At 59.4% G+C, this 25542-nt stretch carries 26 protein-coding genes; 11 read left to right on the top strand and 15 right to left on the bottom strand.

Features of this window, described 5'->3' with window-relative positions:
- Positions 1-78: 78 nt before the first annotated feature.
- Entirely contained in the window at positions 79-1305 is a 1227-nt protein-coding gene (locus AB4K19_RS18135; RefSeq protein ID WP_375229658.1) for an FAD-dependent monooxygenase, read from the top strand.
- On the opposite strand, the gene AB4K19_RS18130 is transcribed toward AB4K19_RS18135, so the two are convergent.
- The 6 genes from AB4K19_RS18130 to AB4K19_RS18105 all read right to left on the bottom strand — a co-directional run bounded on the left by AB4K19_RS18130 (position 1302) and on the right by AB4K19_RS18105 (position 6081).
- Complete coding sequence (locus AB4K19_RS18130; RefSeq protein ID WP_375230931.1) at positions 1302-1454, bottom strand: Trm112 family protein; 153 nt, start codon at positions 1452-1454, stop codon at positions 1302-1304. The two genes, AB4K19_RS18135 and AB4K19_RS18130, sit on opposite strands and share 4 nt — an antisense overlap.
- Positions 1455-1483: 29 nt before the next feature.
- Positions 1484-2128, bottom strand: a complete 645-nt coding sequence (locus AB4K19_RS18125) for an LON peptidase substrate-binding domain-containing protein (RefSeq protein ID WP_375229657.1) — start codon at positions 2126-2128, stop codon at positions 1484-1486.
- 27 nt (positions 2129-2155) lie between these two features.
- Complete coding sequence (gene trxA, locus AB4K19_RS18120; protein WP_375229656.1) at positions 2156-3070, bottom strand: thioredoxin; 915 nt, start codon at positions 3068-3070, stop codon at positions 2156-2158.
- Between the two features lie 56 nt (positions 3071-3126).
- Positions 3127-3915, bottom strand: a complete 789-nt coding sequence (locus AB4K19_RS18115; RefSeq protein ID WP_375229655.1) for an exodeoxyribonuclease III — start codon at positions 3913-3915, stop codon at positions 3127-3129.
- A 136-nt stretch (positions 3916-4051) separates the two neighbouring features.
- Positions 4052-5416 carry an ATP-binding protein gene (locus AB4K19_RS18110; RefSeq protein WP_436398488.1) on the bottom strand — a complete coding sequence of 455 codons (1365 nt, stop codon included), beginning with the start codon at positions 5414-5416 and terminating at the stop codon, positions 4052-4054.
- A complete protein-coding gene (locus AB4K19_RS18105) occupies positions 5413-6081 on the bottom strand; it encodes a response regulator transcription factor (RefSeq protein ID WP_436398486.1) in 669 nt (222 codons plus the stop codon). The genes AB4K19_RS18110 and AB4K19_RS18105 overlap by 4 nt, the downstream gene beginning before the upstream one ends.
- A gap of 124 nt (positions 6082-6205) precedes the next feature.
- Here AB4K19_RS18105 and AB4K19_RS18100 point away from each other — a divergent pair, with 124 nt between their 5' ends.
- The 4 genes from AB4K19_RS18100 (at position 6206) to AB4K19_RS18085 (ending at position 11483) form a co-directional block, all read left to right on the top strand.
- Complete coding sequence (locus tag AB4K19_RS18100; protein ID WP_375229652.1) at positions 6206-7318, top strand: tricarboxylate transporter; 1113 nt, start codon at positions 6206-6208, stop codon at positions 7316-7318.
- A 90-nt stretch (positions 7319-7408) separates the two neighbouring features.
- Complete coding sequence (locus AB4K19_RS18095; protein WP_375229651.1) at positions 7409-9430, top strand: tripartite tricarboxylate transporter permease; 2022 nt, start codon at positions 7409-7411, stop codon at positions 9428-9430.
- Entirely contained in the window at positions 9427-10518 is a 1092-nt protein-coding gene (locus AB4K19_RS18090) for a 4-oxalomesaconate tautomerase (protein ID WP_375229650.1), read from the top strand. Before AB4K19_RS18095 ends, AB4K19_RS18090 begins: the two co-directional genes overlap by 4 nt.
- Positions 10515-11483 carry a D-2-hydroxyacid dehydrogenase family protein gene (locus tag AB4K19_RS18085; protein WP_375229649.1) on the top strand — a complete coding sequence of 323 codons (969 nt, stop codon included), beginning with the start codon at positions 10515-10517 and terminating at the stop codon, positions 11481-11483. Before AB4K19_RS18090 ends, AB4K19_RS18085 begins: the two co-directional genes overlap by 4 nt.
- Here the strand turns inward: AB4K19_RS18085 and AB4K19_RS18080 are convergent.
- Both AB4K19_RS18080 and AB4K19_RS18075 read right to left on the bottom strand, forming a co-directional pair.
- Entirely contained in the window at positions 11461-12489 is a 1029-nt protein-coding gene (locus AB4K19_RS18080; protein WP_375229648.1) for an AbrB family transcriptional regulator, read from the bottom strand. The two genes, AB4K19_RS18085 and AB4K19_RS18080, sit on opposite strands and share 23 nt — an antisense overlap.
- Entirely contained in the window at positions 12486-13127 is a 642-nt protein-coding gene (locus AB4K19_RS18075; protein WP_375229647.1) for a GntR family transcriptional regulator, read from the bottom strand. The genes AB4K19_RS18080 and AB4K19_RS18075 overlap by 4 nt, the downstream gene beginning before the upstream one ends.
- 56 nt (positions 13128-13183) lie before the next feature.
- Between AB4K19_RS18075 and tcuA the strand changes: the two genes are divergently transcribed.
- Complete coding sequence (tcuA, locus tag AB4K19_RS18070; RefSeq protein ID WP_375229646.1) at positions 13184-14581, top strand: FAD-dependent tricarballylate dehydrogenase TcuA; 1398 nt, start codon at positions 13184-13186, stop codon at positions 14579-14581.
- Positions 14574-15647, top strand: a complete 1074-nt coding sequence (gene tcuB / locus AB4K19_RS18065; protein WP_375229645.1) for a tricarballylate utilization 4Fe-4S protein TcuB — start codon at positions 14574-14576, stop codon at positions 15645-15647. The genes tcuA and tcuB overlap by 8 nt, the downstream gene beginning before the upstream one ends.
- A 52-nt stretch (positions 15648-15699) precedes the next feature.
- On the opposite strand, the gene AB4K19_RS18060 is transcribed toward tcuB, so the two are convergent.
- The 5 genes from AB4K19_RS18060 to AB4K19_RS18040 all read right to left on the bottom strand — a co-directional run bounded on the left by AB4K19_RS18060 (position 15700) and on the right by AB4K19_RS18040 (position 20388).
- Positions 15700-16344, bottom strand: a complete 645-nt coding sequence (locus tag AB4K19_RS18060) for an aspartate/glutamate racemase family protein (RefSeq protein WP_375229644.1) — start codon at positions 16342-16344, stop codon at positions 15700-15702.
- On the bottom strand, positions 16341-17180 hold the full coding sequence (locus AB4K19_RS18055; RefSeq protein ID WP_375229643.1) for an ABC transporter permease: 840 nt from the start codon (positions 17178-17180) through the stop codon (positions 16341-16343). The genes AB4K19_RS18060 and AB4K19_RS18055 overlap by 4 nt, the downstream gene beginning before the upstream one ends.
- 1 nt (position 17181) lies before the next feature.
- Positions 17182-18033, bottom strand: coding sequence for an ABC transporter permease (locus AB4K19_RS18050; RefSeq protein WP_375229642.1), 852 nt, complete (start codon positions 18031-18033; stop codon positions 17182-17184).
- Positions 18034-18100: 67 nt separating this feature from the next.
- A complete protein-coding gene (locus AB4K19_RS18045) occupies positions 18101-19366 on the bottom strand; it encodes an ABC transporter substrate-binding protein (RefSeq protein WP_375230930.1) in 1266 nt (421 codons plus the stop codon).
- Positions 19367-19404: 38 nt separating this feature from the next.
- Positions 19405-20388, bottom strand: a complete 984-nt coding sequence (locus AB4K19_RS18040) for an ABC transporter ATP-binding protein (protein ID WP_375229641.1) — start codon at positions 20386-20388, stop codon at positions 19405-19407.
- A 223-nt stretch (positions 20389-20611) separates the two neighbouring features.
- On the opposite strand from AB4K19_RS18040, the gene AB4K19_RS18035 reads away from it, so the two are divergent.
- Entirely contained in the window at positions 20612-21301 is a 690-nt protein-coding gene (locus AB4K19_RS18035) for a GntR family transcriptional regulator (protein ID WP_436398483.1), read from the top strand.
- On the top strand, positions 21298-22128 hold the full coding sequence (locus AB4K19_RS18030; protein WP_375230929.1) for a GNAT family N-acetyltransferase: 831 nt from the start codon (positions 21298-21300) through the stop codon (positions 22126-22128). The genes AB4K19_RS18035 and AB4K19_RS18030 overlap by 4 nt, the downstream gene beginning before the upstream one ends.
- Positions 22129-22411: 283 nt before the next feature.
- Here AB4K19_RS18030 and AB4K19_RS18025 read toward each other — a convergent pair whose 3' ends face one another.
- Positions 22412-23098 carry a response regulator transcription factor gene (locus tag AB4K19_RS18025; RefSeq protein ID WP_298841414.1) on the bottom strand — a complete coding sequence of 229 codons (687 nt, stop codon included), beginning with the start codon at positions 23096-23098 and terminating at the stop codon, positions 22412-22414.
- 162 nt (positions 23099-23260) lie between these two features.
- Here AB4K19_RS18025 and ribA point away from each other — a divergent pair, with 162 nt between their 5' ends.
- Together ribA and AB4K19_RS18015 are read left to right on the top strand one after the other, a co-directional pair.
- On the top strand, positions 23261-24349 hold the full coding sequence (gene ribA / locus AB4K19_RS18020) for a GTP cyclohydrolase II (protein WP_375229640.1): 1089 nt from the start codon (positions 23261-23263) through the stop codon (positions 24347-24349).
- Positions 24346-24855, top strand: coding sequence for a L,D-transpeptidase family protein (locus AB4K19_RS18015; protein WP_375229639.1), 510 nt, complete (start codon positions 24346-24348; stop codon positions 24853-24855). Before ribA ends, AB4K19_RS18015 begins: the two co-directional genes overlap by 4 nt.
- A gap of 21 nt (positions 24856-24876) precedes the next feature.
- Here AB4K19_RS18015 and AB4K19_RS18010 read toward each other — a convergent pair whose 3' ends face one another.
- Positions 24877-25530: a YggS family pyridoxal phosphate-dependent enzyme gene (locus tag AB4K19_RS18010; RefSeq protein ID WP_375229638.1), complete on the bottom strand. Its 654-nt coding sequence runs from the start codon at positions 25528-25530 to the stop codon at positions 24877-24879.
- Positions 25531-25542 lie beyond the last annotated feature (12 nt).

The raw sequence follows: 25542 nt of genomic DNA, 5'->3' as shown, positions 1-25542 counted from the left end.
GGATCCTCTGGTTCTGCCGGGACGGTAGCGACGCAAGCGCGCATGGACAATCCCCCGCCATCGGTGCAGGTACAATGCATGCAGACGGATTGCGACATCATCATTGTAGGTGGCGGCCTGAACGGGCCTGCACTTGCTGTTGCTGCAGCAGGCGCCGGTCTTTCATCAATTGTGATCGACGCGCTGCCTGCAACGGATATGCAAAAGCTGGGTTTTGACGGACGCTCCTATGCCATCGCGCTGACGTCCGCTCATCTTTTGCAAGCCATCGGGCTCTGGCCTCAGCTGGAGCAGGACGCGCAGCCCATGCTGGACATCAAGGTCTCCGACGGGCGTGCAGGCGAAGGTCCGTCGCCGTTCTTTATGCATTTCGACCATGCGGAAATCGAAGAAGGCCCGATGGGCTACATGATTGAGGACCGCCACCTGCGCCCCGCCCTTCAGGCAGCTCTGCATGCATCAGACAAAATCCAGCAGATCAGCGGCGTGGCTGTCGTGGCACAGGAAACCGGACCTGCAGGCGTGACTGTTACGCTCGCCGATGGCCGTCGCGTCAGTGGACGGTTACTGGCCGGTTGCGACGGGCGGAACTCCGGTACTGCGGAACGCGCCGGTATTGGCCGTACCGGATGGCCGTATCAGCAGACCGCGCTCGTCTGCGCAATTTCACACGAACAGCCGCACAATGGTGTGGCCCATCAGTTCTTTATGCCACCTGGTCCGCTTGCCATTCTTCCACTCTCGGGCAATCGCAGTTCAATCGTCTGGAGCGAAACCGCCTCAGATGCCGCGCGCATACACGCGATGAACGACGAAGACTACCTGTCGGTGCTGCGGCCGCGTTTCGGCAGTTTTCTGGGGGAAATCAGCCTCGCCGGCGCGCGCTATACCTATCCGTTGTCACTGTCGCTGGCCAGCAGCATGATAGCCCCGCGTACAGCGCTCGTGGGCGATGCGGCTCATGGCGTGCATCCGATTGCAGGTCAGGGGCTGAATGCCGGTTTCCGGGACATTGCAGCCCTGGCCGAAGTCATCACTGATGCACACAGGCGCGGCGAGGATATCGGGTCTGAGGTGACGCTTGGCAGCTATCAGACGTGGCGGCGGTTCGACAATACAGCGCTCGCAATGGCGACAGACACTTTCAACCGGCTGTTTTCAAACGATAACCCTGTTCTGCGTGCCACGCGTGACATCGCCATGGGGCTGATCGGTAAGATGCCGGGCCTGCGCCGTGGCTTCATCCGCGAAGCCGCGGGTCTGACCGGTGAACTGCCGCGCTTGCTGAAAGGCCAGCCGCTTTAGTCGAGCGAGCGTGCTTCGTCCGTGAGCATAACAGGAATACCGTTCCGGATCGGGTACGCCAGATTGGCCGCACGGGAAACAAGTTCCTGACGGGCAGCATCATATTCAAGCGTTGTATGGGTATGCGGGCAGATCAGTGCCTCAAGCATCCGGCGGTCAATCACCGTGTCTGTATCATTCACTGGATCATCTCAGTTTCTGTGCCGCCCCGCAGCGTGTATTCAATCAGCGTAACGAGCGTTTCCCGCCGCGTCGAGAGGCTGGGTGCCTCAAGCAGTGCCTGTTTATCCTCGGGATCAAAATCGAGCATCATCGACAGAGAGTTTATCAGCAGTTCATCGTCAGCATCCTGAAGAGTATCCCAGTCGGCCGACAGTTCGCGCGCATCGAAATAGCGCTCCAGCAGGACAAGAAATTCATCCCGCGCAAACCCATCGTCTTTTTCTTCCGGACCCAGATCCCGGTCGAAACCATCCCATTGCACATCGCATCGGCGGTAGGGCGTAAAACCTTCCACTTCGCGTTTGACCCGGAACCGGCAGATGCCTCCAAGTGTGATCAGATACCGGCCATCTTCTGTTTCCGAAAACTGTGTGATCCGGCCCGCGCAACCGATTGTGTGCAGGCCATTTCCGGTGCGCCCCGGAATCTCGTTAGGCTGGATCATCCCGATCAGACGGGTCGGAGTCTTGAGTGCATCCTCGAGCATCTGAAGGTAGCGCGGCTCAAAAATGTGCAGCGGCAGCCGGGCCCGCGGCAACAGCAGAGCGCCCGGCAACGGGAAAATGGCAATGGTCTCGGGAAGCTCTGCAGCGTTCATCATACAAACCGACGTAGCCCGTCAGGGCGGTCAGGCAAATATCATAGAACTCAGTTTGCGACGGCCGTTCAGCATGACCGGATCATTGGGCTTCAGCGCTTCGAAAATAGTGAACAACTGCGTTTTTGCAGCACCATCATTCCACTCCCGGTCACGACGGAAAAGTTCCAGCAAAGCATCAACAGCTGCTTCGACGTCGCCGCTGGCATGCAGCGCCTGTGCAAGGTCAAACCGTGCCTGCATATCAGACGGATCAGCCTCGACCGCAGACTTCAGCAGATCAAGCGGACCTGCACCTTCGGCCTGGCGGGCAAGCTCAAGCTGTGCATGTGCGGCTTCAAGCTCAGGTGATTTCGAGATTTCGGCAGGAGCGCCGTTCAGGATGGCCTCTGCCTGATCCAGTTCGCCCAGCGCGAGATGCGACCGTACCAGACCGCCATAGGCCGCGGCATTGTTCTGATCTTCGCCGAGGATCGCGGCAAATGTCTGTGCCGCATCCGCAGCCGCACCTTCACCCAGCATTTCCTCAGCAGCGGAAAGCGCGTCAGCCAGTGTGTCGCCCGGGGCCTCACCGCCGGCCGCTTTTACCACACGGTCGATAAATGCCTTGATCTCGGACGGCGGAACTGCCCCCTGAAAACCATCGACTGGCTGGCCTTTGTAGAACGCGTAGACGGTCGGGATCGACTGGATTTGCAGCTGACCTGCAATCATCTGCGCCTCGTCGACGTTGACCTTGACCATCTTCACCGCACCTTTGGCGCCACGAACGGCGTCCTCCAGTTGTGGGCCGAGGGTCTTGCAGGGGCCACACCACGGTGCCCAGAAATCAACAATCACCGGTACAGACTGCGAGGTCTCAACCACGTCAGCCATAAAGGTAGCTTCGGTGCTGTCTTTGATCAGGTCATCCGCAGCGGGTGTCGCACCAAGGTTCAGATCCATCTTGTCGCCCGTTCTGTTCTGTTGCGTCTGCGTTATATGGGACCGCCGGAGCGAATTCAAAGGTCAAAAGAGGCGAAAACGGGCGCATGGTCGCTGGGCTTGTCCCAGCCGCGTACATTTCGCAGGACCCGGCTGGAATGTCCCGCGCCGGAAATGTCGGACGTTGCCCAGATGTGATCCAGCCGCCGTCCTTTGTCTGCGCCGTCCCAGTCCGGGGAGCGGTAGGACCACCAACTGTACAAACGCCCCTCCGGTATGTCCTGACGGGTGATATCCACCCATCCGCCCGCGTCCTGTGTTTCGGCGAGGTGTTCGACCTCAACGGGCGTGTGGCTGACCACTTTCAGGAGTTTCTTGTGATCCCAGACGTCATCTTCGCGGGGAGCAATGTTCAGATCGCCCACAAGAATTGATTTTTCGGGGCGGCTGTCCCGGAACCAGTCGCGCATACCGGTCAGATAATCCAGTTTCTGACCAAACTTCTCATTGATGGCGCGATCCGGTTTGTCCCCACCTGCCGGTACATAAAAGTTATGGATCGTCACGCCGTTCTCAAGTTCGCCTGCGATGTGGCGTGCGTGACCCAGAGACGCAAAATCCATCGACCCCGCCTCACGAATCGGCAGTTTCGACAGGATCGCCACACCGTTGTAGCCCTTCTGGCCACGGGCGACGCTGTGCGTGTATCCGGCTGCTGCAAATGCTTCGAGCGGGATCTTCTCGACCGGGCTTTTGCACTCCTGCAGACACAGAACATCCGGCGCTTCCTCGCTCATCAGTCTGAGCACGATTTCCTCGCGCAGACGCACGGAGTTGATGTTCCAGGTGGCAAGAGAAAATGACATCTGTGTCGCTCCCAAATCAGACGTTCCGGCACCCTACAGTGGCGCGCTGTGGGAGACCATGCCCGGCGGGCAGGATCCTGTCAGAAACCGTCAGGTGACTGTGCCTTATCCGAGCAAAAGCCCGTGACTGCGCAACTCATGCAACCAATGGCAGGCGGATCGTTGCGCTGAACCCGCTTTGCCCTCGGGCCACGGAAAACCTGCCATCGTGACCCTCGATGATCGTGGAAATAATCGACAGGCCAAGCCCGGTGGTGCCGGTCTCGCCCAGCTGGACAAACCGTTTCAGCGCGCGCTCAATGTCGGCGTCGGGTATCCCTTTGCCGTTGTCTCTGAACCTTATGTTTGCATGGCCGCCCTGCGCATCGAGTTGCACCTCAACTTCTGAGAGGGCGGCTCCGCCATGCGCAAATGCATTGTCGGTCAGATTGACAAATACCTCCCGCAGCATTGTCGCATCCGCCCGTATCATCACAGGCTCCTGTGGCAGCGACAGGGTCAGTGTCACACCGGACTTTCCGAACCTGTGATCACCGCCGATCCACTCTCTGATCGATACGGTCAGGTCAATGTCCTCAAAGGCGATCGATTGCGACATCGACTGCGCCCGCTCTAGCACCAGCAGTTTTTGCGTCAGATCCGCCGTACGCCTTGCCGCTTCCAGCAGATCTTCTGACCGTTCCCTGACCTGTTCCGGCGTCTTCGCGCTGTTGACGGCCTCGGCGAGACTGAGAACACCGGCAATCGGATTGCGCAGCTGGTGAGCCGCATTCGCCACAAAGTCTGACTGAGCCTGCATGCTTCGTGACACCTGCCCGAAAAGCCGGTTCAGCGTGCCCACAATGCCGGAAACCTCAGTAGGTACTGCGCGCCTTATGGGGCCCAGCTCCTCGCCCGAACGCTGTGCGATGGCCTGCTCCAGATCCAGCAATGGCCGCAGGCCCAGGCGCACCCCGAACCAGACAATGACACCGAGTGCAGCAAGGATTGTTACGAGCACCGCGAGAGACTGAATGACCAGATCCCGCACAAAACCGTCGCGTGCGACGCCATCCTGCCAGACTGTGGTCGTGTAAAGGCCCTGCAGCCCGTCGATCTCAGTCTGGGTCCGGAGCCGGACGCCGGTCACGTCACGGCCAAGATAACGCGCTGTGAAATAGGTCGGATCCGTCACCTGCCCGCCGTCCCGGTCGATCCCGACAGGCGGCGTTGCGTATCCTGCAACGATGACACCGTCGGGCGCATAGACATGATAAAATACCACCCCACCCGACGTACTGGCCAGAATATCGCGCGTCCGGACAGAAAGCGCATCACCGCCCGAAATGGCCACGTCATTGGCAACGGCCAGAGCGGCCGCCAGGAGTGACTTGTTGAAGACCTGCTCTGCGGTCTGCCGCGCGTTGTTCAGCTGCCAGAGCCCGGCCAGCACCGCAACCGAGAGGATCGGGGGCAGGATGACGAGGATCAGGCGCGCCCGCAGCGAAACAGCCCGTGTCATCCCGGAACCTCAAGGTAATACCCGATCCCGCGCTGCACCAGAATTCTGACGCCATGCGGCGCCAGGCGTTTGCGTAGACGCGATACATAGACCTCGATCACCTTTTCGTCGGCTTCCGCGCCCACGCCGTAAACCGCATCGAGCAGATGTGTCTTGCTCATTGCTGTACCAACGGACCGGGCCAGTGTTGCCAGAACAGTCAGCTCACGGCGCGGCACATCCACAGTTCCCGTCACGGCAAAAAGCTGGGGCGGGTCCATCTGCAGGGTCAGATCACCCAGTGTCACAGTCGTTCTGAGGCTGACCTGGCGACGGCGCGACAATGCCCTGATCCGCGCGACCAGCTCGTCCATTTCAAAAGGTTTAACCAGGTAGTCATCAGCCCCGGCGTCTAGGCCTGTTACCCGGTCTTCGGTTTCCCCGCGCGCAGTCAGCAGAATAACCGGGCGCGGATCATCGCGCAGCCGCATGCCGCGCAGCACATCAAGACCCGACTGACCGGGCAGGTTGATGTCCAGAATAATCAGATCGCTGTCTTCCGCGCGCAGAAAGTCTTCTGCCTGCAAACCATCAGTCAGGGCATCAACGGTGTGTCCCTCGTCATTCAGACGATAGGTGATACCCTTTCTCAGGCTGGCGTTGTCTTCGATGAGCGTAATGCGCATGTGCCATTTTTTGCGGCGATGAAGGCTTGATGCAAGCTTCATCCCTTAACCTTTTTTCCGAAAGGCGGGAATCACCCGCTTTGGGAGGATGGCCCGGCAAGGGTCAGAAAACTGGGAGAGAGACATGACAATGATGAAAACCTCGCGCCGTGTGGCCTGTGGCCTTGTGGCTGCAGCGGCGGCAAGCCTTGCCACATCTGCTTCTGCAGGCGGGCACGGAATCGACCTTGCAGGTAAAACCGTTGAATGGGTTATTCCCTTCTCGGAAACCGGCGGATCCGCAAAATGGGCAAACTTCTACGCACCGCTTCTGTCCGAAGCCCTGCCGGGCGAGCCAACGGTCGTTGTGAAGTTCATGCCGGGCGCCGGCTCCACCAAGGGGGCGAACTGGTTCCAGGAGCAGGATTACGCAGACAGCGAAGGTACGCTGATCTTCGGCTCGTCCGGTTCGACACAGTTTCCTTATCTGCTCGGCGATCCGCGTGTGCGTTACGAATACAATGACTGGAATGTTGTACTGGCATCCGGAACCGGCGGTGTAGCCTATCTGCCCCCGGAGCTTTCCGCGAAAATGGACGGTCTTGATGCATCCGGGCTTCAGGACGAGGACTTTATCTACGGCAGCCAGGGCGCCACACGCCTTGACCTTGTACCGCTGCTCGCCTGGGAAATGCTGGGCCTCAACGTAGAACCGGTCTTTGGTATCAAAGGACGCGGCGATGGCCGGCTGATGTTCGAGCGTGGCGAGGCCAATATCGATTATCAGACCTCTTCTTCGTTCCTGTCGGGTGTAACCCCGCTGGTCGAAGCGGGTACCGCGGTGCCGATGATGTCTTGGGGTGCGCTGGATGCGGACGGGAACATCGTCCGCGATCCGACCTTCCCCGACATGCCCACTTTCAAGGAAGTCTGTGACGCGACACCAGGTTGCGAAACCTCCGGCACACAGTGGGATGCATGGAAGGCGTTTTTCGTCGCGGGTTTCCCCGCCCAGAAAATGGTTTTCCTGCCGGCCGGCGCATCCGATGACGCGATCGCCACATACACAGCTGCCTTCGAGGCGATCAAGGCACGCGCCGACTTCGCGGAAATCTCAGCCGGACGTCTGGGCGTATACCCTCAGATGACGGGCGGTGAAGCGACCGGTGCGATGGCATCTGCCACGCTGGTACCGGCGGAAGCCAAAGAGTTCGTCACAGGATGGCTCGCTGACCGCTACGGCGTCACGCTCAAATAACAGATCAAAGGGCGGGATCACTCCCGCCCTTTTTGTCTGAGGCATGCGCCGCAACGGCCATCGCCCGAACTTTCCTGAAAGGTCGTGACTATGGAAGTGCTGTCCGTAGCAATGCCCGCGCTGTCCGACGCGGCGGGTCTGATCCTGCAACCCATCGTCCTGGGCTATCTCGTACTGGGCGTAGTGATGGGGCTGTGCATCGGGGTCTTCCCGGGGCTCGGCGGCATCGCGGGTCTGTCACTGCTGCTGCCCTTCATGTTCGGCATGGACCCGGTGCTTGGTCTCGCTCTGATGATCGGCATGGTGGCCGTTGTGCCAACCTCGGACACGTTTGCTTCGGTTCTCATGGGCATTCCCGGCTCATCGGCCAGTCAGGCCACAGTCCTTGATGGGTTCCCGATGGCCAAAAAGGGGCAGGCCGCACGGGCGCTCTCAGCAGCTTTCGCGTCATCTCTCTTTGGCGGCCTCGTTGGCGCTGCCTTTCTGACAGTTTTCATTCTGATAGCCCGTCCGATCGTGCTGGAATTCCGCACGCCCGAGCTGTTGATGATTACAATCTTTGGCCTGTCGATGGTGGGTATTCTGGCGGGCCGCGTCGCGCTGAAAGGCATCGCTGCAGCAGGTCTCGGGATGATGATCGGCACCATCGGCGAAGGCGACAGCGCCGGTGAACTGCGCATGGCAACCTATGACATGCCCTACCTCGTTGACGGCCTCAAACTGGTAATTGTTGGTCTGGGCATTTTCGCGATCCCGGAAATCGTGGCCCTGCTGCGCCAGGACCGCGCAATCTCGGATCGCAAACCTCTGGGCGGCGGCTGGATCAGCGGTGTCCGGGACTGGTTTGCCAACATCTGGCTCTCTGTGCGCTGCTCGATCATCGGCGTTGTCGTGGGTGTTATTCCCGGGCTGGGCGGCTCCGTTGTTGACTGGATCGCCTATGGCCATTCGGTTCAGACGACCAAAGACAAATCAAACTTCGGCAAGGGCGAGGTCCGGGGCGTTATCGGGCCGGAAAGTTCAAATAACGCCAAGGAAGGCGGCGGTCTTGTGCCGACACTTCTCTTTGGCATCCCCGGCTCCGGTTCCATGGCGATCTTTATCGGGGCCATTGCCCTGCTGGGCTCGGGGAACATCGAAGTCGGTCCTTCCATGCTGAAGAACAACCTGGATATCACCTATGCCATCGTCTGGCTGCTGGCGCTCGCAAATGTCGTCGGCACGCTGATCTGCATCGCCGCGTCCGGAGGGATTGCCCGACTGACCACAATCCCCTTTGCGCTGCTGGCACCCTTCCTGTTCATGATCATTTCCTTTGCGGCGTTCCAGTCCGGCCAGGACATCATGGACCTAGTGGCGCTTTTTGCCATCGGACTGCTGGGCATCATGATGCGGCGGTTTGACTGGTCGCGCCCTGCATTCCTGATCGGTTTCGTGCTGTCTAATCCGGCTGAAACCTATGCCAACCAGGCCGTCCAAATCGCCCAGAGCCGGTTCCGCCGGGGGTTTGAGGAAGGCATCGACTATATCTTTTCGCCGATCGTCATCGTCCTGATCATCATCACGCTGATCTCGGTCGTTCTGGGCCTGCGCCAGGCAAAGACCATCATGGCCGAGGGCGACGTGAACTCCGGTGACAAACGCGCGCCGATGATCTTTCTGCTGGCGGTGCTGGGCTATCTGATCGTGGCATACACAAATGCCGCAATGATCCCGGATTACGCCAGTGCGGACCGCGTGTTCCCCACGTTTGTTGCAGGTGTTGCGATCCTGGCCAGCGTGATCGTCCTGATCCAGATGATGCTGAAGCCGGAAACCCACGCGCTCTTTGCCGACCGCGAGGCTGAGGAAGACAGCCAGCATGGTCTGTGGCCCACGCTGGCATGGTTCGCCGGGCTCCTTGTGCTCACGGCTCTTCTCGGTTTCATCCTCGCACTGGCAATATTCCTCTTTGCGTTCATCCGCCTGCGGGCCGGACGCAGCTGGGGATTTGCTGCCGGTTACACAGCTGCAGGCATCGCCTTTATCTGTTTTATGGCGGGTACGCTGAACCGGGACTTCCCCGCGGGCCTGCTGCAAAGCTACGTTGACCTGCCGTGGCCGCTGACATGACACAGACAGCAATACCCTTTCTGTTCATGCGCGGCGGCACCTCACGCGGTCCGTACCTGAACCGCGCGGACCTGCCCGAAGACCGCGATGCCCTGGCTGAGGTTCTGACAGCCATGGTGGGCTCGGGCCACCCGCTCAACATCGACGGCATCGGCGGTGGCGCAGCAGTCACGACCAAAGTGGCCATGCTCTCTCCTTCGCAGGATGATCAGACGGATGTCGATTACTTCTTCGCACAGGTCAGCGTCGAAGACAGGCAGGTCGATTTCCGGCCGACATGCGGGAACATTCTGGTGGGCGTGGGTCCGGCGGCGATTGAAATGGGGCTTGTCCCGGCCACAGGCGACCTGACTGAGGTCCGGATCCGGGCGGTCAACACCGGCGCACGGGTCACCGCACAGGTGCAGACCGAAGCGGGCCGCGTCCGCTATGACGGGGATGTGCAGATTGACGGCGTTCCGGGAACAGCTGCGCCCATCGGTCTGATGTTCATGGATGTGACCGGCGGGACAACCGGTGCCATGTTCCCCACCGGCAACCGCATCGACGTCATTGATGGTATTGAGGTGACCTGCATTGATGTCGCCATGCCGATGGTGATCGCGCGTGCCCGGGACTTTGGCATGACCGGACAGGAAAGCGCCGCGGACCTGGACGCCAACCGTGCCTTTTATGAACGGATGGAACCGATCCGCCAGGAAGCGGGTCGTTTGATGGGCATGGGGGACGTGTCACAGTCAGTTACACCCAAATTCGGTCTGGTTGCCCCGCCTGTGAACGGCGGCCATGTGCTGACACGGTATTTTATGCCGAAAAACTGCCATCCCAGCCTGGCGGTTACCGGATCCCAGTGTCTGTCTGCCTGCCTTCTGTGTCCGGGTACTATTGCGGCGGGAATACTTGCGCCGCCCAATCACACGCCGGTTCAGTTGAGGCTGGAGCACCCGATGGGTCTTCTGGATGTGTCCATGGATGTTGAGACCGACGGTGAGAGCTTTGCCGTCCGTGCTGCCGGGCTGACACGCACGGCACGCCTGCTCGCGCGCGGGGATGTGTTCATCCCGGGTTCTGTCTGGAGCCGGTCATGAAAGTTCATATCCTCGATGACTGGTTCGATACTTTACGCGGATTGCCCTGTTTCAGCATGCTGGCGGGTCATGACGTCACGGTGTGGACAGACCATGAGCCCGATCCGGGGAAACTGGCCACCCGTCTACAGGACGCCGATGCCCTGGTGCTCTTTCGCGAACGTACGGCCATTGGCGCAAAACTCCTGGAACAGCTTCCCAACCTGAAACTCATTTCCCAACGCTCGGTTTATCCTCACGTCGATGTCGATGCCTGTACGCGGCACGGTGTGCTGTTGTGCTCCAACATGCACAGCGGAACGCCGTCCTATGCCGCTGCGGAAATGACCCTGGCGCTCATTCTGGCCAGCTACCGGCAGATACCGGAACAGGTCGCATCGATCCGGGCAGGCGGGTGGCAGGCGGGTGTCGGCCGAACGCTCCGTGGCCGGACACTGGGCCTTTATGGGTATGGCCGCATTGCGCGTGCCGTCGCTGAATACGCCAGAGCGATTGGCATGGAAATCCAGTGGTGGTCGTCAGAGGAAGGCCGCGCCAGAGCGATCGCAGACGGAGAAACGGTTGCAGACAACCGGGAAGCGTTCTTCGCCACATCAGATGTCGTGTCGCTTCACGTCCGTCTCAAACCAACAACGCGCGGCATTATCACGGCGGATGATCTGGCGGCGATGGCACCGCGCAGCCTGCTGGTGAATACCTCCCGGGCGGGTCTGATAGAGACGGGCGCTCTGGAGACCGAAATCGGGCGCGGGCGCATCCATGCGGCCGTAGATGTCTTTGACACCGAACCTCTGCGGGATACGTCACATGTTTTGCTGACCCATCCGAACGTTTTGCCGACACCGCATCTTGGGTATGTGACCGAGGATGAATTCGATCTGCAGTTCAGCGACATTTTTGAACAGGTGAATGCATGGGCCCGGGGGGCGCCTATCCACATGATCAACCCCGGGGTGTTTGGCTGAAGAGACGCACCGCAACCGGTGCGCCAAGGATCACCACCAGTATCCGCAGCACATGATGCGCCACAACAAAGGCGACGTCTGCCCCGACAATCAGTGCAAGCACGGTCAGTTCTGCCTGTCCGCCCGGCGCGAAGGCCAGCAGGGCTTCCATGCCCGGTGCGAGGTCGAGGCCGTAAATGGCCTCAACAAACAGGACCGTCAGCAGGATCAGCAGGACACAGAACCCAAGCCCCGCCACCAGGTCGCGGCGCACTTCGGCCATTGTAATGCCAGCGTATTTGCAGCCGATCCCCATGCCGATAAAAAACTGCGCCGCCCAGATGGCCTCTGCCGGCGGGCGGTTGTGCAGCAGGTCTGTTACAGCGAAGGCGCCGGTCAGGATCAAAGGCCCCAGGATCGACGCCCCGAACATTCCGACCCGTTTTGCCACCCGCCATCCGGCAATCGCGCAGAAGACCATCAGCGCCAGTTCTGCCAGCGGAATGCTGGTCGCCGGCGCACCGGGTGGCGCCATCAGGTCCGCATCCCAGATGCTGCTGGTCAGAAACGGCAGGCTGACGACGATGACCAGCACGCGGGTTGCATGGACCAGGCTCAGGGTCCGGACATTGGCGCCCGCCTCTTCGCCGAATACAATCATATCCTGGAGACCACCGGGCATCGTTGCATAGTAAGCGGTGGGGAAATCATACCCGCAAAACCTCTGGAAATAGGGAACGCCAACCACACCGATCACCGCAATCATTACCGGAACCAGGATCAGCGTCGGCCACATCGCAGGAAAACTGGCCAGTACGGCAGGCGTCAGCGTGGCACCGACCGCAACGCCCAGAATGGTGCGCATACCGGCGTTGATTGTGGGCAGGCTGCCCAGCGGAACGCGCACCAGAGCGGCGATCAGGCAGGCCGCAATAGGGCCGAGCAGCCAGGGCAGTGGCAGCGCCAGCCAGTGGAAAGCAGCAACACCGGTTGCAGCAACGGCGAACGCGCTGAAAATGGGAATCACGCGCTGACCCCTTTGAGACGATGCAGAAGAGAGGTTTGCAGATGGGCTTCGGCCGCAACACCTGCTGCTTCGGCATCGCCATTCCGCAGGGCGGTGATGATCGCACGGTGCTGGCGCACGACGACATCAATACGGTCGGGGTCGGTGTAGGTCGTGGGGCCCAGCAACAGCAGAGCGTTATTGAGCGCCCTTGAGGCCTCCAGCAGGAACCGGTTGCGGCCAGCAAGATAAAGGCCTTTGTGAAAATCCTGATTGATCGCCGCACCCAGCGCGGGCTTGTCCCGGTTTGCCTCTATCTGATCGTTCATCGCATCCAGCGCGTCGAATTCAGCCTCCGCACCATGCTTTGCAGCCATTTCCGCGGCGGTGCGTTCCAATACGATCCGCATTTCATAGAGCTCAACAATTTCTGTATGTGCAAGCGACCGGATCACGGCACCAACCCGCGGCCTGTGCTCGACAATCCCGTCACTTTCGAGGCGGCGCAGCGCTTCACGTACCGGCGTGCGCGACAGGGTCAGACGCGCGGCAACTTCCTCTTCGCGCAGACGATCTCCGGGACGGAAGGTGCCGGCACGGATTTCGTGCAGAAGCGCGTCATAGGCCTGTTCACCACTGGATTTCCGGGGTTCCGACATAGAGCTTGCCTTTTGTATCCATTTGGATACAAGAAGCGTATCGGAGGATTCCAGAGATGTCAAAGGCCGGAAAGCCTGATCTGTCACCAGAAGTACTCGTCATCGGCGGCGGGAATGCCGCGCTGACCGCAGCTCTGACAGCGCGCGAGGCCGGCAGGTCTGTGACGGTTCTGGAGGCAGCGCCAAAGCCTTACCGTGGAGGAAACTCACGACACACGCGGAACTTCCGCTGCATGCATGAGGGCCCGCTTGGTGTGCTGACCGGCAGCTATCAGGCTGAAGAATACATGGACGATCTGCTAAAGGTCACAAAAGGCAAAACAGACCCCGATCTTGCGCGCATCGCCATTGAAAACTCAGCTCAGGCCTATCGCTGGATGGAAGAACACGGCGTGCGGTTTCAGCCATCGCTTTCGGGAACATTGTCTTTGTCGAGAACGAATGCCTTCTTCCTCGGCGGCGGCAAGGCTCTGGTAAACGCCTTTTATGCGCAGGCAGAAGACAAGGGCGTCGCGACATTCTGCGACGCACATGTCGATCACCTGACCGTCAGCGGGGACAGGATCACCGAAGTAACCGCCCGGATCAGCGGTCAGGAACACCGCTTCAATCCCGGAAGTGTTGTCGTCGCCTCCGGTGGATTTCAGGCGGATACGGACTGGCTGGCACGTGCATGGGGACCTGCCGCAAAGAACTTCCTGATCCGGGGAACGCCCTACAACCGCGGTGTCGTGCTGCGTGACCTTCTGGATCAGGGAATGGAAAGTGTCGGTGATCCGACCCAGTGCCATGCCGTTGCCATCGACGGCCGCGCTCCAAAATTTGACGGCGGCATCGTGACCCGGCTGGACTGTGTACCTTTTTCGGTGGTCGTGAACAGCAACGGCGAACGGTTCTATGACGAAGGCGAGGATGTCTGGCCGAAGCGATACGCGATCTGGGGGCGCCTCGTTGCTGCACAACCGGATCAGATCGGCTATGCGATCATCGATTCGAAGTCGCGCGACCTTTTCATGCCATCTGTCTTTCCGCCCGTTCAGGCAGATACGCCCGAAGAGCTGGGACGAAAGCTGGGACTGCCGGTTGATACACTGGTGCAAACGATTGATGGGTTCAATGCAGCCTGCCAGCCAGGTGATTTCAGGCCAACCGAACTGGATGGAGTTTCGACCGAGGGCCTCACGCCGCCGAAAACAAACTGGGCCCGGCCGATCACTGATCCGCCCTTTTATGCCTACCCGCTCCGGCCCGGTGTGACCTTTACCTATCTGGGCCTGAAAGTTGATGAAACCGCGCGGGTGACGGGACCATCAGGCAGAATGCGTAACCTTTGGGCCGCAGGAGAGATCATGGCGGGCTCGGTCCTGGGTCAGGGTTATCTGGCAGGGTTCGGCATGACACTCGGTTCAGTGTTTGGACATATCGCAGGCAGAGAGGCGGCCGCAGATGTATGACGCACCCTCAACAGAAACTTATGAAGAGGCGCGGCGGCAACTCGGGATATGCAATGCCTGCCGTTATTGCGAAGGCTATTGCTCGGCCTTCCCCGCGATAACCCGGCTGCGGACCTTCGCGGACGCGGACATCACGCAGATCGCAAATCTGTGCCACAACTGCCGTGGCTGCTATTACGCCTGCCAGTACACCGAACCGCATGAATTTGCCCTCAATCTGCCCCGCGCCCTGGCGGAGGTCCGCACCGAAAGCTGGCAGGACCACGTCTGGCCAGGGCCTGTTGCCCATCTGTTTCTGAAAAACGCCGCTGGCACAGTACTGGCAACGCTGGCCGGTTTCGCCGGGCTTTTCATGGCCATCCGCGCGCTCGCGCCAGCGTCCGGAGAAGGATTTTACGCTGTTCTGTCGCATGCGGCGATGGTCGCCATCTTTGCGCCGGCCTTTGTGCTACCTCTGCTCATTCTCGGTTTCAGCCTGCACGGTTACTGGCGCAGTATTGGCGGACAGAGGATCACCTGGTCACAGGTAACCCGGGCCTTTGGTCGCGCCGCAAGGATGAAAGACCTTGAAGGTGGGCACGGCGAAGGGTGCAATTTTGAAAAGGGCGAGCGCTTCTCTTCCGCGAGGCGCTATGCGCATCATTCAGTCATGTACGGGTTCCTGTTGTGTTTTGCCTCAACCGTCAGCGGGACCGTCCTGCACTATGCTTTCGGCTGGCCCGCGCCCTACCCGTTCCTGTCCCCTCCCAAACTGCTTGGCGTACCGGGAGGTATCCTTCTGACGCTTGGCTGTGTCTGGATGCTGGTGCTCAGGCAACGCGCGGATGCCGGTCTGTCAGATCCTGCGACCAGATCCGCTGATACAGCGTTTATTGCGCTGCTGGGGTTCATAGGCGCCAGCGGACTAGCCCTTTACTGGCTTGGGAAAACACCACTGATGCCGCCGGTGCTGGCGCTGCATCTCGGTGCCGTTGCTGCGTTCTTTCTGCTGACGCCCTACACAAAAATGGCCCATGGGTTTTTCCGTCTTGCGGCACTGATACGGGATGCGCAGCTTCGGGCGTGACGGGGCTTTGGCAGGGGACAGAGCCGCTTCAGCGCCATGGGCTCGGATTTTTTCAGGTCAGCCAGGTCATGCAGCGCGCGGCGCATTCAACAGGGTCAATGACTTCGATGTCGAGCGCCTGCCTTACATCAGACACAACCTGCACCATGCCCGCACATCCCAGAACGACCGCGGCTATGTCATCTTCGCTCTGCGCTTTCATGGCTTCCGCTCTGATGGCAGACCCCGCCTGACCCGGATCTTTCTCCAGTTCCAGTACGGGAACTTCTGACGCGCGGACACGTCCCAGAGAAGCATCGAGCCCGGACGACCTGATATTGGTTTCCAGAACCGGGACCGATACGGACAGCGTTGTCACGACGCTGAAGCGCCACTGCCGGAGCGCCGCATAGTGATAGGATGCCTGGCCAATACCGATGACCGGACAGGCGGAGATTTCTGCAGCCTGCCGCAACCCCGTGTCATCAAAACATCCGATGATAATGCCGTCATAACCCTCTGCAGAGGCGCGCGCGACAAGTTCCAGCAGCGGTGGGGTCGCTGCATCTCCGTCGGCGGTACCCTGTATCGCGGGCGGGCCTTTACGGGAGGTCCAGCCCTCGAACCGCACAGCGGGCACAGCCCTGCTGGCAACCTGCACCATGGCCGCGGTCATGGACGCCGTACTGTTTGGGTTGATGATGACCACATCCGTCACACCAGACCCTCGCCGGCATCGGACCCTTTCCGGGCGCGGCGCCGGTTCAGGAACCAGACCAGCCCGAGGAATACGAGAATGATCAGCAGGGAAAATACCGTGGTCAGGGTCCCGAGGGCAAAAAGGACCGGGGTTGTCACATTCGTCGTCATGCCAAAGATTTCCAGCGGCAGCGTGTTGTAGCTGCCGGAGGTCAGGAGCGTCCGGGCAAACTCGTCATAGCTCAGCGTGAACCCGAAGAGGGCAACACCGATCAGCGAGGGGGCTATGATCGGCAGAACAACATGGCGGATCACCTGCCAGGGCGACGCACCCAGATCGCGGGCGGCCTCTTCGTACGAAGGATCAAAGCGGTTAAAGACCGCGAACATGATCAGCAGACCAAAGGGCAGTGTCCACGTCAGCTGCGCACCAAAGCCGGACCCGGACCAGTGTACCGGCAAACCCGACTGCGACCAGATCAGCCCCACGCCCAGCGAGATCAGAATGGAGGGGATCACCAGCGATGTGATGATCAGGTAAAACAGGATGCCCGCCCCCCTGAACCTCTTGCGGAAGGCCAGCCCACCCATGACTGAAACGACCACGGTGGTCACCATCACCATCAGACCCAGCACAAAGGACCGCCGGAAAGAGCCCCAGATGTCTCCAACAGCCTGTTGCTCGAACAGATCGCGGAACCAGTGCAGGGACACGCCCCGCATCGGAAACGTCAGACCGCCCCCCGGCCCCTGAAAGGACAGGACACCGATGGTCAGCGTGGGACCATAGAGAAAGATTAGAAACAGGACGAAGAACGCCGTGAGAAAGTAGAAGGAACGGGGACGCGGCTCCATATCAGAGCTCCTTCCGGATATCGACAAAGCGCAGCAGCGTCCCGATCAGCAGCAGCACAGTGATCAGCAGAACCACGGCCGTTGCACTCGCAGACGGATATTGCAGCAACCCGATGTCATTCTGGATCATCCGTCCGACATTCGCGGACTGACTGCCTGACATGAACCGAACCGTGATGAAATCGCCCATGACCAGTGCCACAACGAAAATCGTACCGATCATGATCCCCGGTTTGGTCAGCGGGATAATCACATACCAGAGGGTCTGCCAGCCGGTGGCACCTGCATCCGCCGCGGCCTCAATCAGGGATTTGTCGATGCGCATCATCGTGTTGAAGACCGGCACCACCATGAACAACGTGTAGAGATGCACAAAGGCAAGGATCACACTAAAATCGCTGAACAGCAGCCATTCCACAGGTTCATCAATCACGCCCATGGAGATCAGAGTCGAATTGGCAATCCCATTGCGACCGAGGAACGGGATCCACGAAATCATCCGGATGATGTTCGATGTCAGAAAGGGAATGGTGCAGAGCAAAAACAACGCAATCTGCCATGTCATGCTGCGGATGTGAAACGCCAGGTAATAGGCGACGGTGAAGCCGATGAGCAGCGTAAAAATCCAGGTGATCAGCGCATACCGAAAGGTGTTCAGGAACACCCGCCAGGTAACTTCTGAAGTCAGCAGAAACGCATAATTGTCAAAGAGAAATGCAGGATAGATCGACCATTCTGTGGCCCCCCAGAAGCTGACGACCACGATCATCACGATGGGCGCTACCAGAAAGACCAGCAGCACCAGGGAAAGCGGTGCGGCCAGAAGCCAGCCAGTTACCGAATTGTTTTTCAAAACCTGCCCCGGTCGTTTGCTTGGGTGTCATGTGCCGGGGGGAGCGTGTCCCCCCGGCGCGCATCGCTCAGGCGGCGATGAACTCGTTCCATTTGCGAACCATGTACTGGTTTTCGTCCATGACGGCGTTCCAGCAGGCCACTGCCCCCATCCGGTCGTAGAATGAGCCACCGTCGCGTGTCTCACCAGCCTGGGCCAGAGGATCCCCGAAGGGCGAGGTGATCGTGTCAGAAGCTTCTTTGCCCTCGAACCAGTAACCCCATTCATTTTCCGACATGAAGTTTTTGGATGTCTCCGGCACAGCCGAGTAATACCCCTGCCGCATCAGGAAACCGCCGACCCAGCCCGACAGATACCAGTTAATATATTCATAGGCCGCATCGAGCTCCATGCCCGTCAGTGATTTGGACAGGCCGATGCCACCGCCCCACGACCGGTAGCCTTCTTCCAGCGGCTGGTAGACGCAGGGAATACCGCGTGATTTCACGGCCGTGATCGCGGGCGACCACATGGACTGGATCACGACTTCGCCCGAGGCCATCAGGTTGACGCTTTCATCAAAGCTCTTCCAGAAGGCCCGGAACTGACCGTTTTTCTTGGCTTCGGTGAAGATACCGATGGTCAGATCGATCTCTTCTTTGGTCATGTTGCCCTTGTCGGGATAGGTGTATTCACCCATCGATTCCACAACCATGGCCATGTCCATGATCCCGATGGACGAGATATCCAGAATGGACGCTTTGCCTTTGAATTCCGGGTTCAGGAGTTCTGACCAGTTGCTGATCGGCCGGCCAATGAGATCCGGCCGGATGCCCAGCGTATCAGCATTGTAGATCGTGGGGATCAGGGTCATCCATCCGGATTCGTTGTCCACAAAATCGGTGCCGTCCGGCCCTTCGACAAAACCCACGCTGTGTGGTGCCGTGCCTTGTGCAATGGTGCTCTCGGGCGTGAGTTTCCCGTCCCTGAAGATGCCGACGATCTTATCGTAGTTGGCAATCTTCGAGGTATCCATCGCCTGCAGGTTGCCGGTCGGCCAGACCTTTTTGCAGATCCAGTATTCGATGTCAGCAATGTCAAAGCTGTCAGGCTGCGTTGCCGCACGCTGTGTCACGCTGTCGGAGTCGAGCGCCGTCATTTCCAGCGTGAAGCCGAGGTCTTCCTTGACCTTCTGCGCCACCTCGTTGAGGTTGGACACCCCGGTGCCGAACTGGCGCAAGGTGATATTCTTTGTCTCTTGTCCCCATACCATCGGAGCCGGAAGCGCGGCGGCCGCCACCGCCGCGCCACCCGACTTCAGTACGGACCGGCGCGAATAGCGCACTTTGGAAATTGTTGTCATCTGCAGTGTCCTCTCTGTTGGTCGTCTGATTATCCGGCCAGGGCGTGTGCCGCCTCAGCCTCCCAGTCGAGGCCGATTGCCTCGCCCGGATTCTTCGGGTCATCGAAGAAATCCCTGTCGGACAGCACGGCAGTCACCTCCTGGTCGCCGGGTACGGCAGCGGTGAGCGCAACATGCGTGCCCTGATATTCAATGCTCGTGATCGTGCCCGGCAGCCTGGCAGTTCCCGCCGGCGTAATGCGGAGGGCGTCTGACCGGATTGCCACCATTCCCCCAGGCATGGATACGACGTTGTGCGAGCCCAGAAACCGCGCGACAAAGGCCGTTTGCGGCGCGTCAAATACAGCGCGGGTTTTCCCGGCCTGCTCTATTTTCGCGGCGTTCATAACGACAATTTCATCTGCCAGAGCAAGCGCTTCATCCTGACCATGTGTGACGTGCACAAAGGTAATGCCAAGTTCCCGCTGGAGCTTTTTGAGCTCGGTGCGCATCCGGACACGCAGAAACGGATCAAGCGCGGACAGCGGCTCATCCAGCAGCAGAACATCCGGTTCCGTGATCAAAGCGCGTGCCAGTGCGGCGCGTTGCTGCTGCCCTCCGGAAAGTTGCGCAGGCAACCGGTCCGCCAGGGCTATCATGTCCACCAGTTCCAGCATTTCACCGGCGCGGGTACGCTGCTTTGCGGTGTCGATACCCTGCATTTTCAGGCTGAATGCAACGTTGTCACGCACACTCAGATGCGGGAAAAGCGCGTAGTTCTGAAACATCATCGCTGTGCCACGTTTCGCCGGTGGCAGATGAGAAATATCGCGCCCGCCGAGGGTTATGGCTCCGTCTGACTCGGCCTCATGTCCGGCGATCATCCGCAGCGTCGAGGATTTGCCGCAACCGGAAGGCCCAAGCAAGCAGGCATATGTGCCCGCAGTGAAATGGTAGCTGATCGCATCAACGGCGACGGTATCACCATATCGTTTTGTCAGACTGATCAGTTCAAGATCCAGTGTTCGGCTCATCGGCACCCCCAAAGGTTGCCAACACCGTGACGGGTCAGACTGTGAAGACCCAAGTCCTATCCACCGGACAGAATTCGGGCACCAGCAGTATGCTTAAAAACACCCCAGACGATCTAAGTATTGTCTAAAATATAGGCAGAGATTGTATACGATTTTAGCGCTGTTTGTGTGAGATATTGAAACCTGGTGCGTCGGGGTGCAGGTTCAGCGCAGGAGAAACCGAATGTCCGCTACGACCGATTCTGCGACATCATCTGTCGACGACATTGTCGCGCAACTTACGCAGGCGGTTCACGAACATCGCCTGCAACCCGGCACCAAGCTGCGGGAGGACGAAGTCTGCGAGATATTCGGCGTAAGCCGGACACTCGTGCGTCAGGCGCTGCGGTCCATGGAATACCAGGGCCTGCTGACGATTGAGCGGAATCGCGGCGCCTTTGTGTCCAGACCTACGCTGAAAGAAGCACGGGAGGTTTTTCAGGCCCGCGCCCTGCTCGAACCGGAAACGGCCCGCGCCGCCGCACAACGCGCCACTGCCGCGGACATAGCACGGCTAGAACGTCATATTGAGAACGAACACGCCGCACTCGATCGCGACGAAGCGGGCCTGGCGCTGAAACTGTCGGGTGACTTTCACCTGGACATCGCCCGAATTGCCGACCAGCAGACAATCGAACAGTTCTTGAGACAGCTGATATCCCGCTCCTCGCTGGTCATTGCCCTGTACTGGCGGCGGCGGAATGCACTGTGCGAAAGCAATGCGCATCACGCGCTGGTGGACGCTTTGAGGCAACAGGATGGAGTATCTGCAGAGGAACTTATGAAAGGGCATCTCCTTGACCTGCTGTCCCAGCTTGACCTCAGAGAGCGCGATTCCGGGCCGGTTTCCCTTAAAGATGCGCTGAAAAGATGATCGATTTCAGGAACGCCGATCAGTCTGAACTTGTCACGGTACTGGATTGGGCCGCCGATGAAGGCTGGAACCCAGGCCTTGACGATGCTGCGGCCTTTTTCCAGGCGGACCCGGAGGGGTTTTTCGTCGCCGCCAGTCCTAAAGGGGCTCTCGTTGCGGCGATTTCAGTGGTCAATCACTCAGACAGTTTCGCGTTTCTGGGACTCTACATCGTCCGTCCGGACTGGCGGGGCAAGGGAATTGGCTTCGGCCTGTGGCAGCACGCAACAGGGCACGCAGGCGCACGTACCATCGGGCTTGATGGCGTGGAGGCGCAGCAGGAAAACTATGCCGTTTCCGGTTTCAGCCATGCCGGGGGGACGACCAGGTTCAGCGGTACTGTCCATGGTCAGACCGATCCGGATGTCACTCTGGCTGGGCCTGCGGAAATTGAAAAGCTGGTCGGGAAAGAAGCCAGAGCTTCCGGGCTGATCAAGACCGCATATCTGGAGGCATGGCTCACACAATGCGAGACACGCAAAACGCTGATCCTGGATGCCGGGCAGTCAGGCAGTGGGTTCTGCACCGTGCGCGCCTGCCGTGAAGGTGCAAAAATCGGGCCACTCGTCGCAGATAATGCCCAGGTCGCAGACCGGCTGATCCGGCACGCGGCCACGCTGTTCGGCGGTCCCGTTACGCTTGATGTGCCTGGCTCGTCTTCGGGACTTGCCGATCTGTGCAGGGAGCTTTGTTTAGTACCGGGTTTCAGAACGGCACGAATGTATCGCGGCCCCGGCCCGACATGTGGGCATGCGTTTTACGCAGTCACGAGCCTGGAGCTGGGGTGAAGGGAGCGCTGATACGGACGCGTACGGTCCCAGGTGGTTACTGCACCGTTCAAACGCCCCCGGGTCGGGAACACAGTCAATAGCCTCGCCGATGCACAGGGACCCTGTCCAGACACCATTCAGCGGGAAATTCACCCCCCGGACAAAAAAAGACCGGGCATTAAGCCCGGCCCAGTCCAACAGGGAGGTGCATGTCATGACCCGGACATGCGCGGGATACTTAACAGATAGGGCGCTTTGGTTAACGTTTCATTGACGCAGGTCAAAAAAAGTCCGTGACACCCTATGCCATCAATCTGTAACCGCCTGATTCGGTCACAAGAAGGCGCGCATTGGACGGATCTGGTTCAATTTTCTGGCGCAGCCGGTAAATATGTGTCTCCAGCGTGTGCGTTGTGACACCCGCATTATAGCCCCAGACTTCGTGCAGAAGAACGTCGCGTGGCACCACGCCATCCGTCGAGCGGTACAGGAATTTGAGGATGTTGGTTTCTTTTTCCGTCAGACGCACTTTGCGTTCGTCTTCTGTGATCAGCATCTTCATTGACGGCTTGAAGGTGTAGTGACCCAACTGGAAAACCGCATCCTCTGACTGTTCATGCTGCCGGAGCTGCGCGCGGATGCGGGCCAGCAGAACCGGGAACTTGAACGGCTTGCTGACATAATCATTTGCGCCCGCATCGAGCCCCAGGATTGTGTCAGCGTCACTGTCGTGACCCGTCAGCATGAGAATCGGGCTTTTGACGCCCTGCTTGCGCATCAGGCGGCACAGCTCGCGACCGTCTGTATCCGGCAGGCCTACATCGAGAATGACGAGATCGTAGAGTGCTTCTTTGGCCCGCACCATGGCATCTGCGCCGTTCGCGGCTTCAAAGACATCGAAGTCTTCGGTCATGATCAGCTGTTCGCTGAGCGCCTCGCGCAGATCGTCATCATCGTCTACAAGCAGTATCTTTTTCAGCTGTGCCATGGATCTCTCCCTCGTGTTACAACAACAAATGTGTTTTTGTGCCGCTGCAGACAAGCGTGGTGTGATTTCTCTCACAGCCTCGTGTTACATCGGCGGTAAATTGTTTCAATTCCGGCCTGTTTGCCCCGGATCAACGCGAAAAAAGACAGGCATTGTAACATCATGACCATCGCTCCGACCCTGAATGAACGGCTGGCAAGGGCGCGCGCCGACCTGCGCATGGGCGTTCCGGTCGTGCTGAACGGCAGCGATCCGGTTGCTTTTGTCGCCGCCGAAACGCTGGATCCCGACCGTTTGCGCAGTCTCAGAGCCGTAAGCGACGAGAGTATTCTGACCATTACGGCCAGACGTGCAGAAACACTCCGCGCCCGCGCCTATGACGGTGATGTTGCGCGGATCCGCATGCCCGCGGATGCGGATGCCGCCTGGGTACGGTCCATTGCTGACCCTGCCGGTGATCTGATGAACCCTATGAAAGGCCCCCTTTCCAGCCTCCGGACCGGCGATGCCAGCGCGCACCGCGTGGCCGTTCGTATGGTGAAATCAGCAAGGCTTCTGCCCGCTGCTTTTGTGGTGTCTGTTCCGGATGCTGCGTCTTTTGCAACTGAACACGGTCTGACGATGCTAGACATCGTCGCAGCCGGGGAAGCGTTGGATGAACGCAGCCCGCTGCATTCTGTTGTCAGTGCGCGACTGCCACTGGAAGTATCAGAAGCAGGTCGTCTGCATGTATTCCGGCCAGAGGATGGCGGCGAAGAGCATTACGCAATCGAGATCGGTCGACCAGACCGGTCGCGTCCTGTGCTCGCCCGCCTGCATTCGGCCTGTGTGACCGGAGATCTGATGGGGTCCCTGAAGTGTGACTGCGGCCCGCAGCTGCGCGCAGCACTGGCGAAGATGGGTTCAGAAGGGCACGGGGTACTGCTTTACATGAACCAGGAAGGGCGGGGCATCGGTCTGGCAAACAAAATGCGCGCCTATTCGTTACAGGATGAAGGGTTCGATACGGTTGAAGCCAATCACCGACTTGGCTTCGAGGACGACGAGCGGGATTTCCGGCTGGGCGCAGATATTCTTCGTTCGCTTGGGTTTTCTGCCGTCCGGCTGATGACCAATAACCCTGCCAAAACCAGTATGATGCAGAGCTGCGGTCTTGATGTCACCGAGCGGGTCCCGCTGCACGTGGGTCACAATCCGCACAACGAGGCTTACCTGGAAACCAAACACCGTAAGTCCGGGCACCTGAAATGAGCCCTTTCGATATGGTGCTTACGCCGCGCGGCCTGCGTTTCCGGGGCTTGTACTGGCCCTGCACGTTAGGTCGGGGCGGTGTGTCGAAGCGCAAGAAAGAGGGTGATGGCGCCACCCCCAGCGGGACACACCGTATTGTTGGCATGCTGTACCGCCCGGACAGAATGGCCCGCCCCACGAACTGGGCGCTTCCGATCGGACCAGGGGATCTGTGGTCGGATGATGTGACGCATGAAGACTACAATATGATGGTGCGGGCGCCCTATTCCCATAGCCACGAAGTGCTCCGCCGCGCCGACCCGCTCTATGATCTTATCCTTTTGACCGACTGGAACTGGCCCTATGCTGTCAAAGGGCGTGGCTCGGCGATTTTTCTGCACCAGCAGCGGCGTCCCGGGTTTCCGACTGAAGGCTGCATCGCATTTTCACGCGGAAATCTGCACCGGATTGCACCGCTGATCACTCTGCAAACCCGCCTGATCGTCCCCGAAGCACTGGCAGGCTGACGCCGGCCCTCTGCGATGCGCCTACCCGGGTGTGCGTTCCCCGAAGATTGCCGAACCAACACGTACATGCGTCGCGCCCAGGGCGATGGCTGATTCAAAATCACCACTCATTCCCATGCTGAGACCCTCAAGCCCATTGCGTTCCGCAATCTTGCGCAGCAGGGCGAAATGCAGCGACGGTTCTTCATCAGCGGGCGGAATGCACATCAGGCCCCGGACGGGCAGGTTCAGAGACCGGCAGTCCGCCACAAAGGCATCTGCATCCCCCGGGAGAACGCCAGCCTTCTGAGGCTCCTCGCCTGTGTTCACCTGGACAAACATCTCAGGACAGGTGCCCGTTTCATCCGCGAGCCGCGCAAAAGTCTTCGCCAGCTTGAGCCTGTCCAGAGAATGGATGCTCTGAAAGAGCCCGAATGCCTGACGCGCCTTGTTCGTTTGCAACGGCCCGATCAGGTGCAGTTCGACATCCGGAAAGGTTTCGCGGAACCCCGGCCACTTGCCCGCAGCCTCCTGCACGCGGTTTTCGCCGAAACAGCGGTGACCCGCCTTCAGAACTGCTTCAACCCGCTCGTTCGGCTGGACCTTGGATACCGCAATCAGCCTGACAGAACCCGACGGTCTGCCCGCGCGGGCTTCTGCAGCGGAGATTCGGTCGGATATGTCTGTGAGCGGCATGCGGCTTTCTCC

Source organism: Roseobacter phycocola (assembly GCF_042055075.2).
In the GTDB taxonomy this organism is placed as follows: Bacteria; Pseudomonadota; Alphaproteobacteria; order Rhodobacterales; family Rhodobacteraceae; genus Roseobacter.
Note: the sequence above shows the minus strand (reverse complement) of the source record. Positions and strands in the feature narration are given on the sequence as shown.

Coding starts and splice junctions, on each gene's coding strand:
- AB4K19_RS18115 (WP_375229655.1), bottom strand. CDS start 3,915: ATGTCATTTTCTCTTGCCACCTGGAACATCAACTCCGTGCGTCTGCGC.
- AB4K19_RS18105 (WP_436398486.1), bottom strand. CDS start 6,081: ATGCGCATTACGCTCATCGAAGACAACGCCAGCCTGAGAAAGGGTATC.
- AB4K19_RS18015 (WP_375229639.1), top strand. CDS start 24,346: ATGAGCCCTTTCGATATGGTGCTTACGCCGCGCGGCCTGCGTTTCCGG.
- AB4K19_RS18025 (WP_298841414.1), bottom strand. CDS start 23,098: ATGGCACAGCTGAAAAAGATACTGCTTGTAGACGATGATGACGATCTG.
- AB4K19_RS18085 (WP_375229649.1), top strand. CDS start 10,515: ATGAAAGTTCATATCCTCGATGACTGGTTCGATACTTTACGCGGATTG.
- AB4K19_RS18090 (WP_375229650.1), top strand. CDS start 9,427: ATGACACAGACAGCAATACCCTTTCTGTTCATGCGCGGCGGCACCTCA.
- AB4K19_RS18135 (WP_375229658.1), top strand. CDS start 79: ATGCAGACGGATTGCGACATCATCATTGTAGGTGGCGGCCTGAACGGG.
- AB4K19_RS18110 (WP_436398488.1), bottom strand. CDS start 5,416: ATGACACGGGCTGTTTCGCTGCGGGCGCGCCTGATCCTCGTCATCCTG.
- tcuA (WP_375229646.1), top strand. CDS start 13,184: ATGTCAAAGGCCGGAAAGCCTGATCTGTCACCAGAAGTACTCGTCATC.
- AB4K19_RS18075 (WP_375229647.1), bottom strand. CDS start 13,127: ATGTCGGAACCCCGGAAATCCAGTGGTGAACAGGCCTATGACGCGCTT.
- AB4K19_RS18055 (WP_375229643.1), bottom strand. CDS start 17,180: ATGGAGCCGCGTCCCCGTTCCTTCTACTTTCTCACGGCGTTCTTCGTC.
- AB4K19_RS18100 (WP_375229652.1), top strand. CDS start 6,206: ATGACAATGATGAAAACCTCGCGCCGTGTGGCCTGTGGCCTTGTGGCT.
- AB4K19_RS18030 (WP_375230929.1), top strand. CDS start 21,298: ATGATCGATTTCAGGAACGCCGATCAGTCTGAACTTGTCACGGTACTG.
- AB4K19_RS18125 (WP_375229657.1), bottom strand. CDS start 2,128: ATGATGAACGCTGCAGAGCTTCCCGAGACCATTGCCATTTTCCCGTTG.
- AB4K19_RS18010 (WP_375229638.1), bottom strand. CDS start 25,530: ATGCCGCTCACAGACATATCCGACCGAATCTCCGCTGCAGAAGCCCGC.
- AB4K19_RS18095 (WP_375229651.1), top strand. CDS start 7,409: ATGGAAGTGCTGTCCGTAGCAATGCCCGCGCTGTCCGACGCGGCGGGT.
- AB4K19_RS18130 (WP_375230931.1), bottom strand. CDS start 1,454: ATGCTTGAGGCACTGATCTGCCCGCATACCCATACAACGCTTGAATAT.
- ribA (WP_375229640.1), top strand. CDS start 23,261: ATGACCATCGCTCCGACCCTGAATGAACGGCTGGCAAGGGCGCGCGCC.
- AB4K19_RS18035 (WP_436398483.1), top strand. CDS start 20,612: ATGTCCGCTACGACCGATTCTGCGACATCATCTGTCGACGACATTGTC.
- trxA (WP_375229656.1), bottom strand. CDS start 3,070: ATGGATCTGAACCTTGGTGCGACACCCGCTGCGGATGACCTGATCAAA.
- tcuB (WP_375229645.1), top strand. CDS start 14,574: ATGTATGACGCACCCTCAACAGAAACTTATGAAGAGGCGCGGCGGCAA.
- AB4K19_RS18040 (WP_375229641.1), bottom strand. CDS start 20,388: ATGAGCCGAACACTGGATCTTGAACTGATCAGTCTGACAAAACGATAT.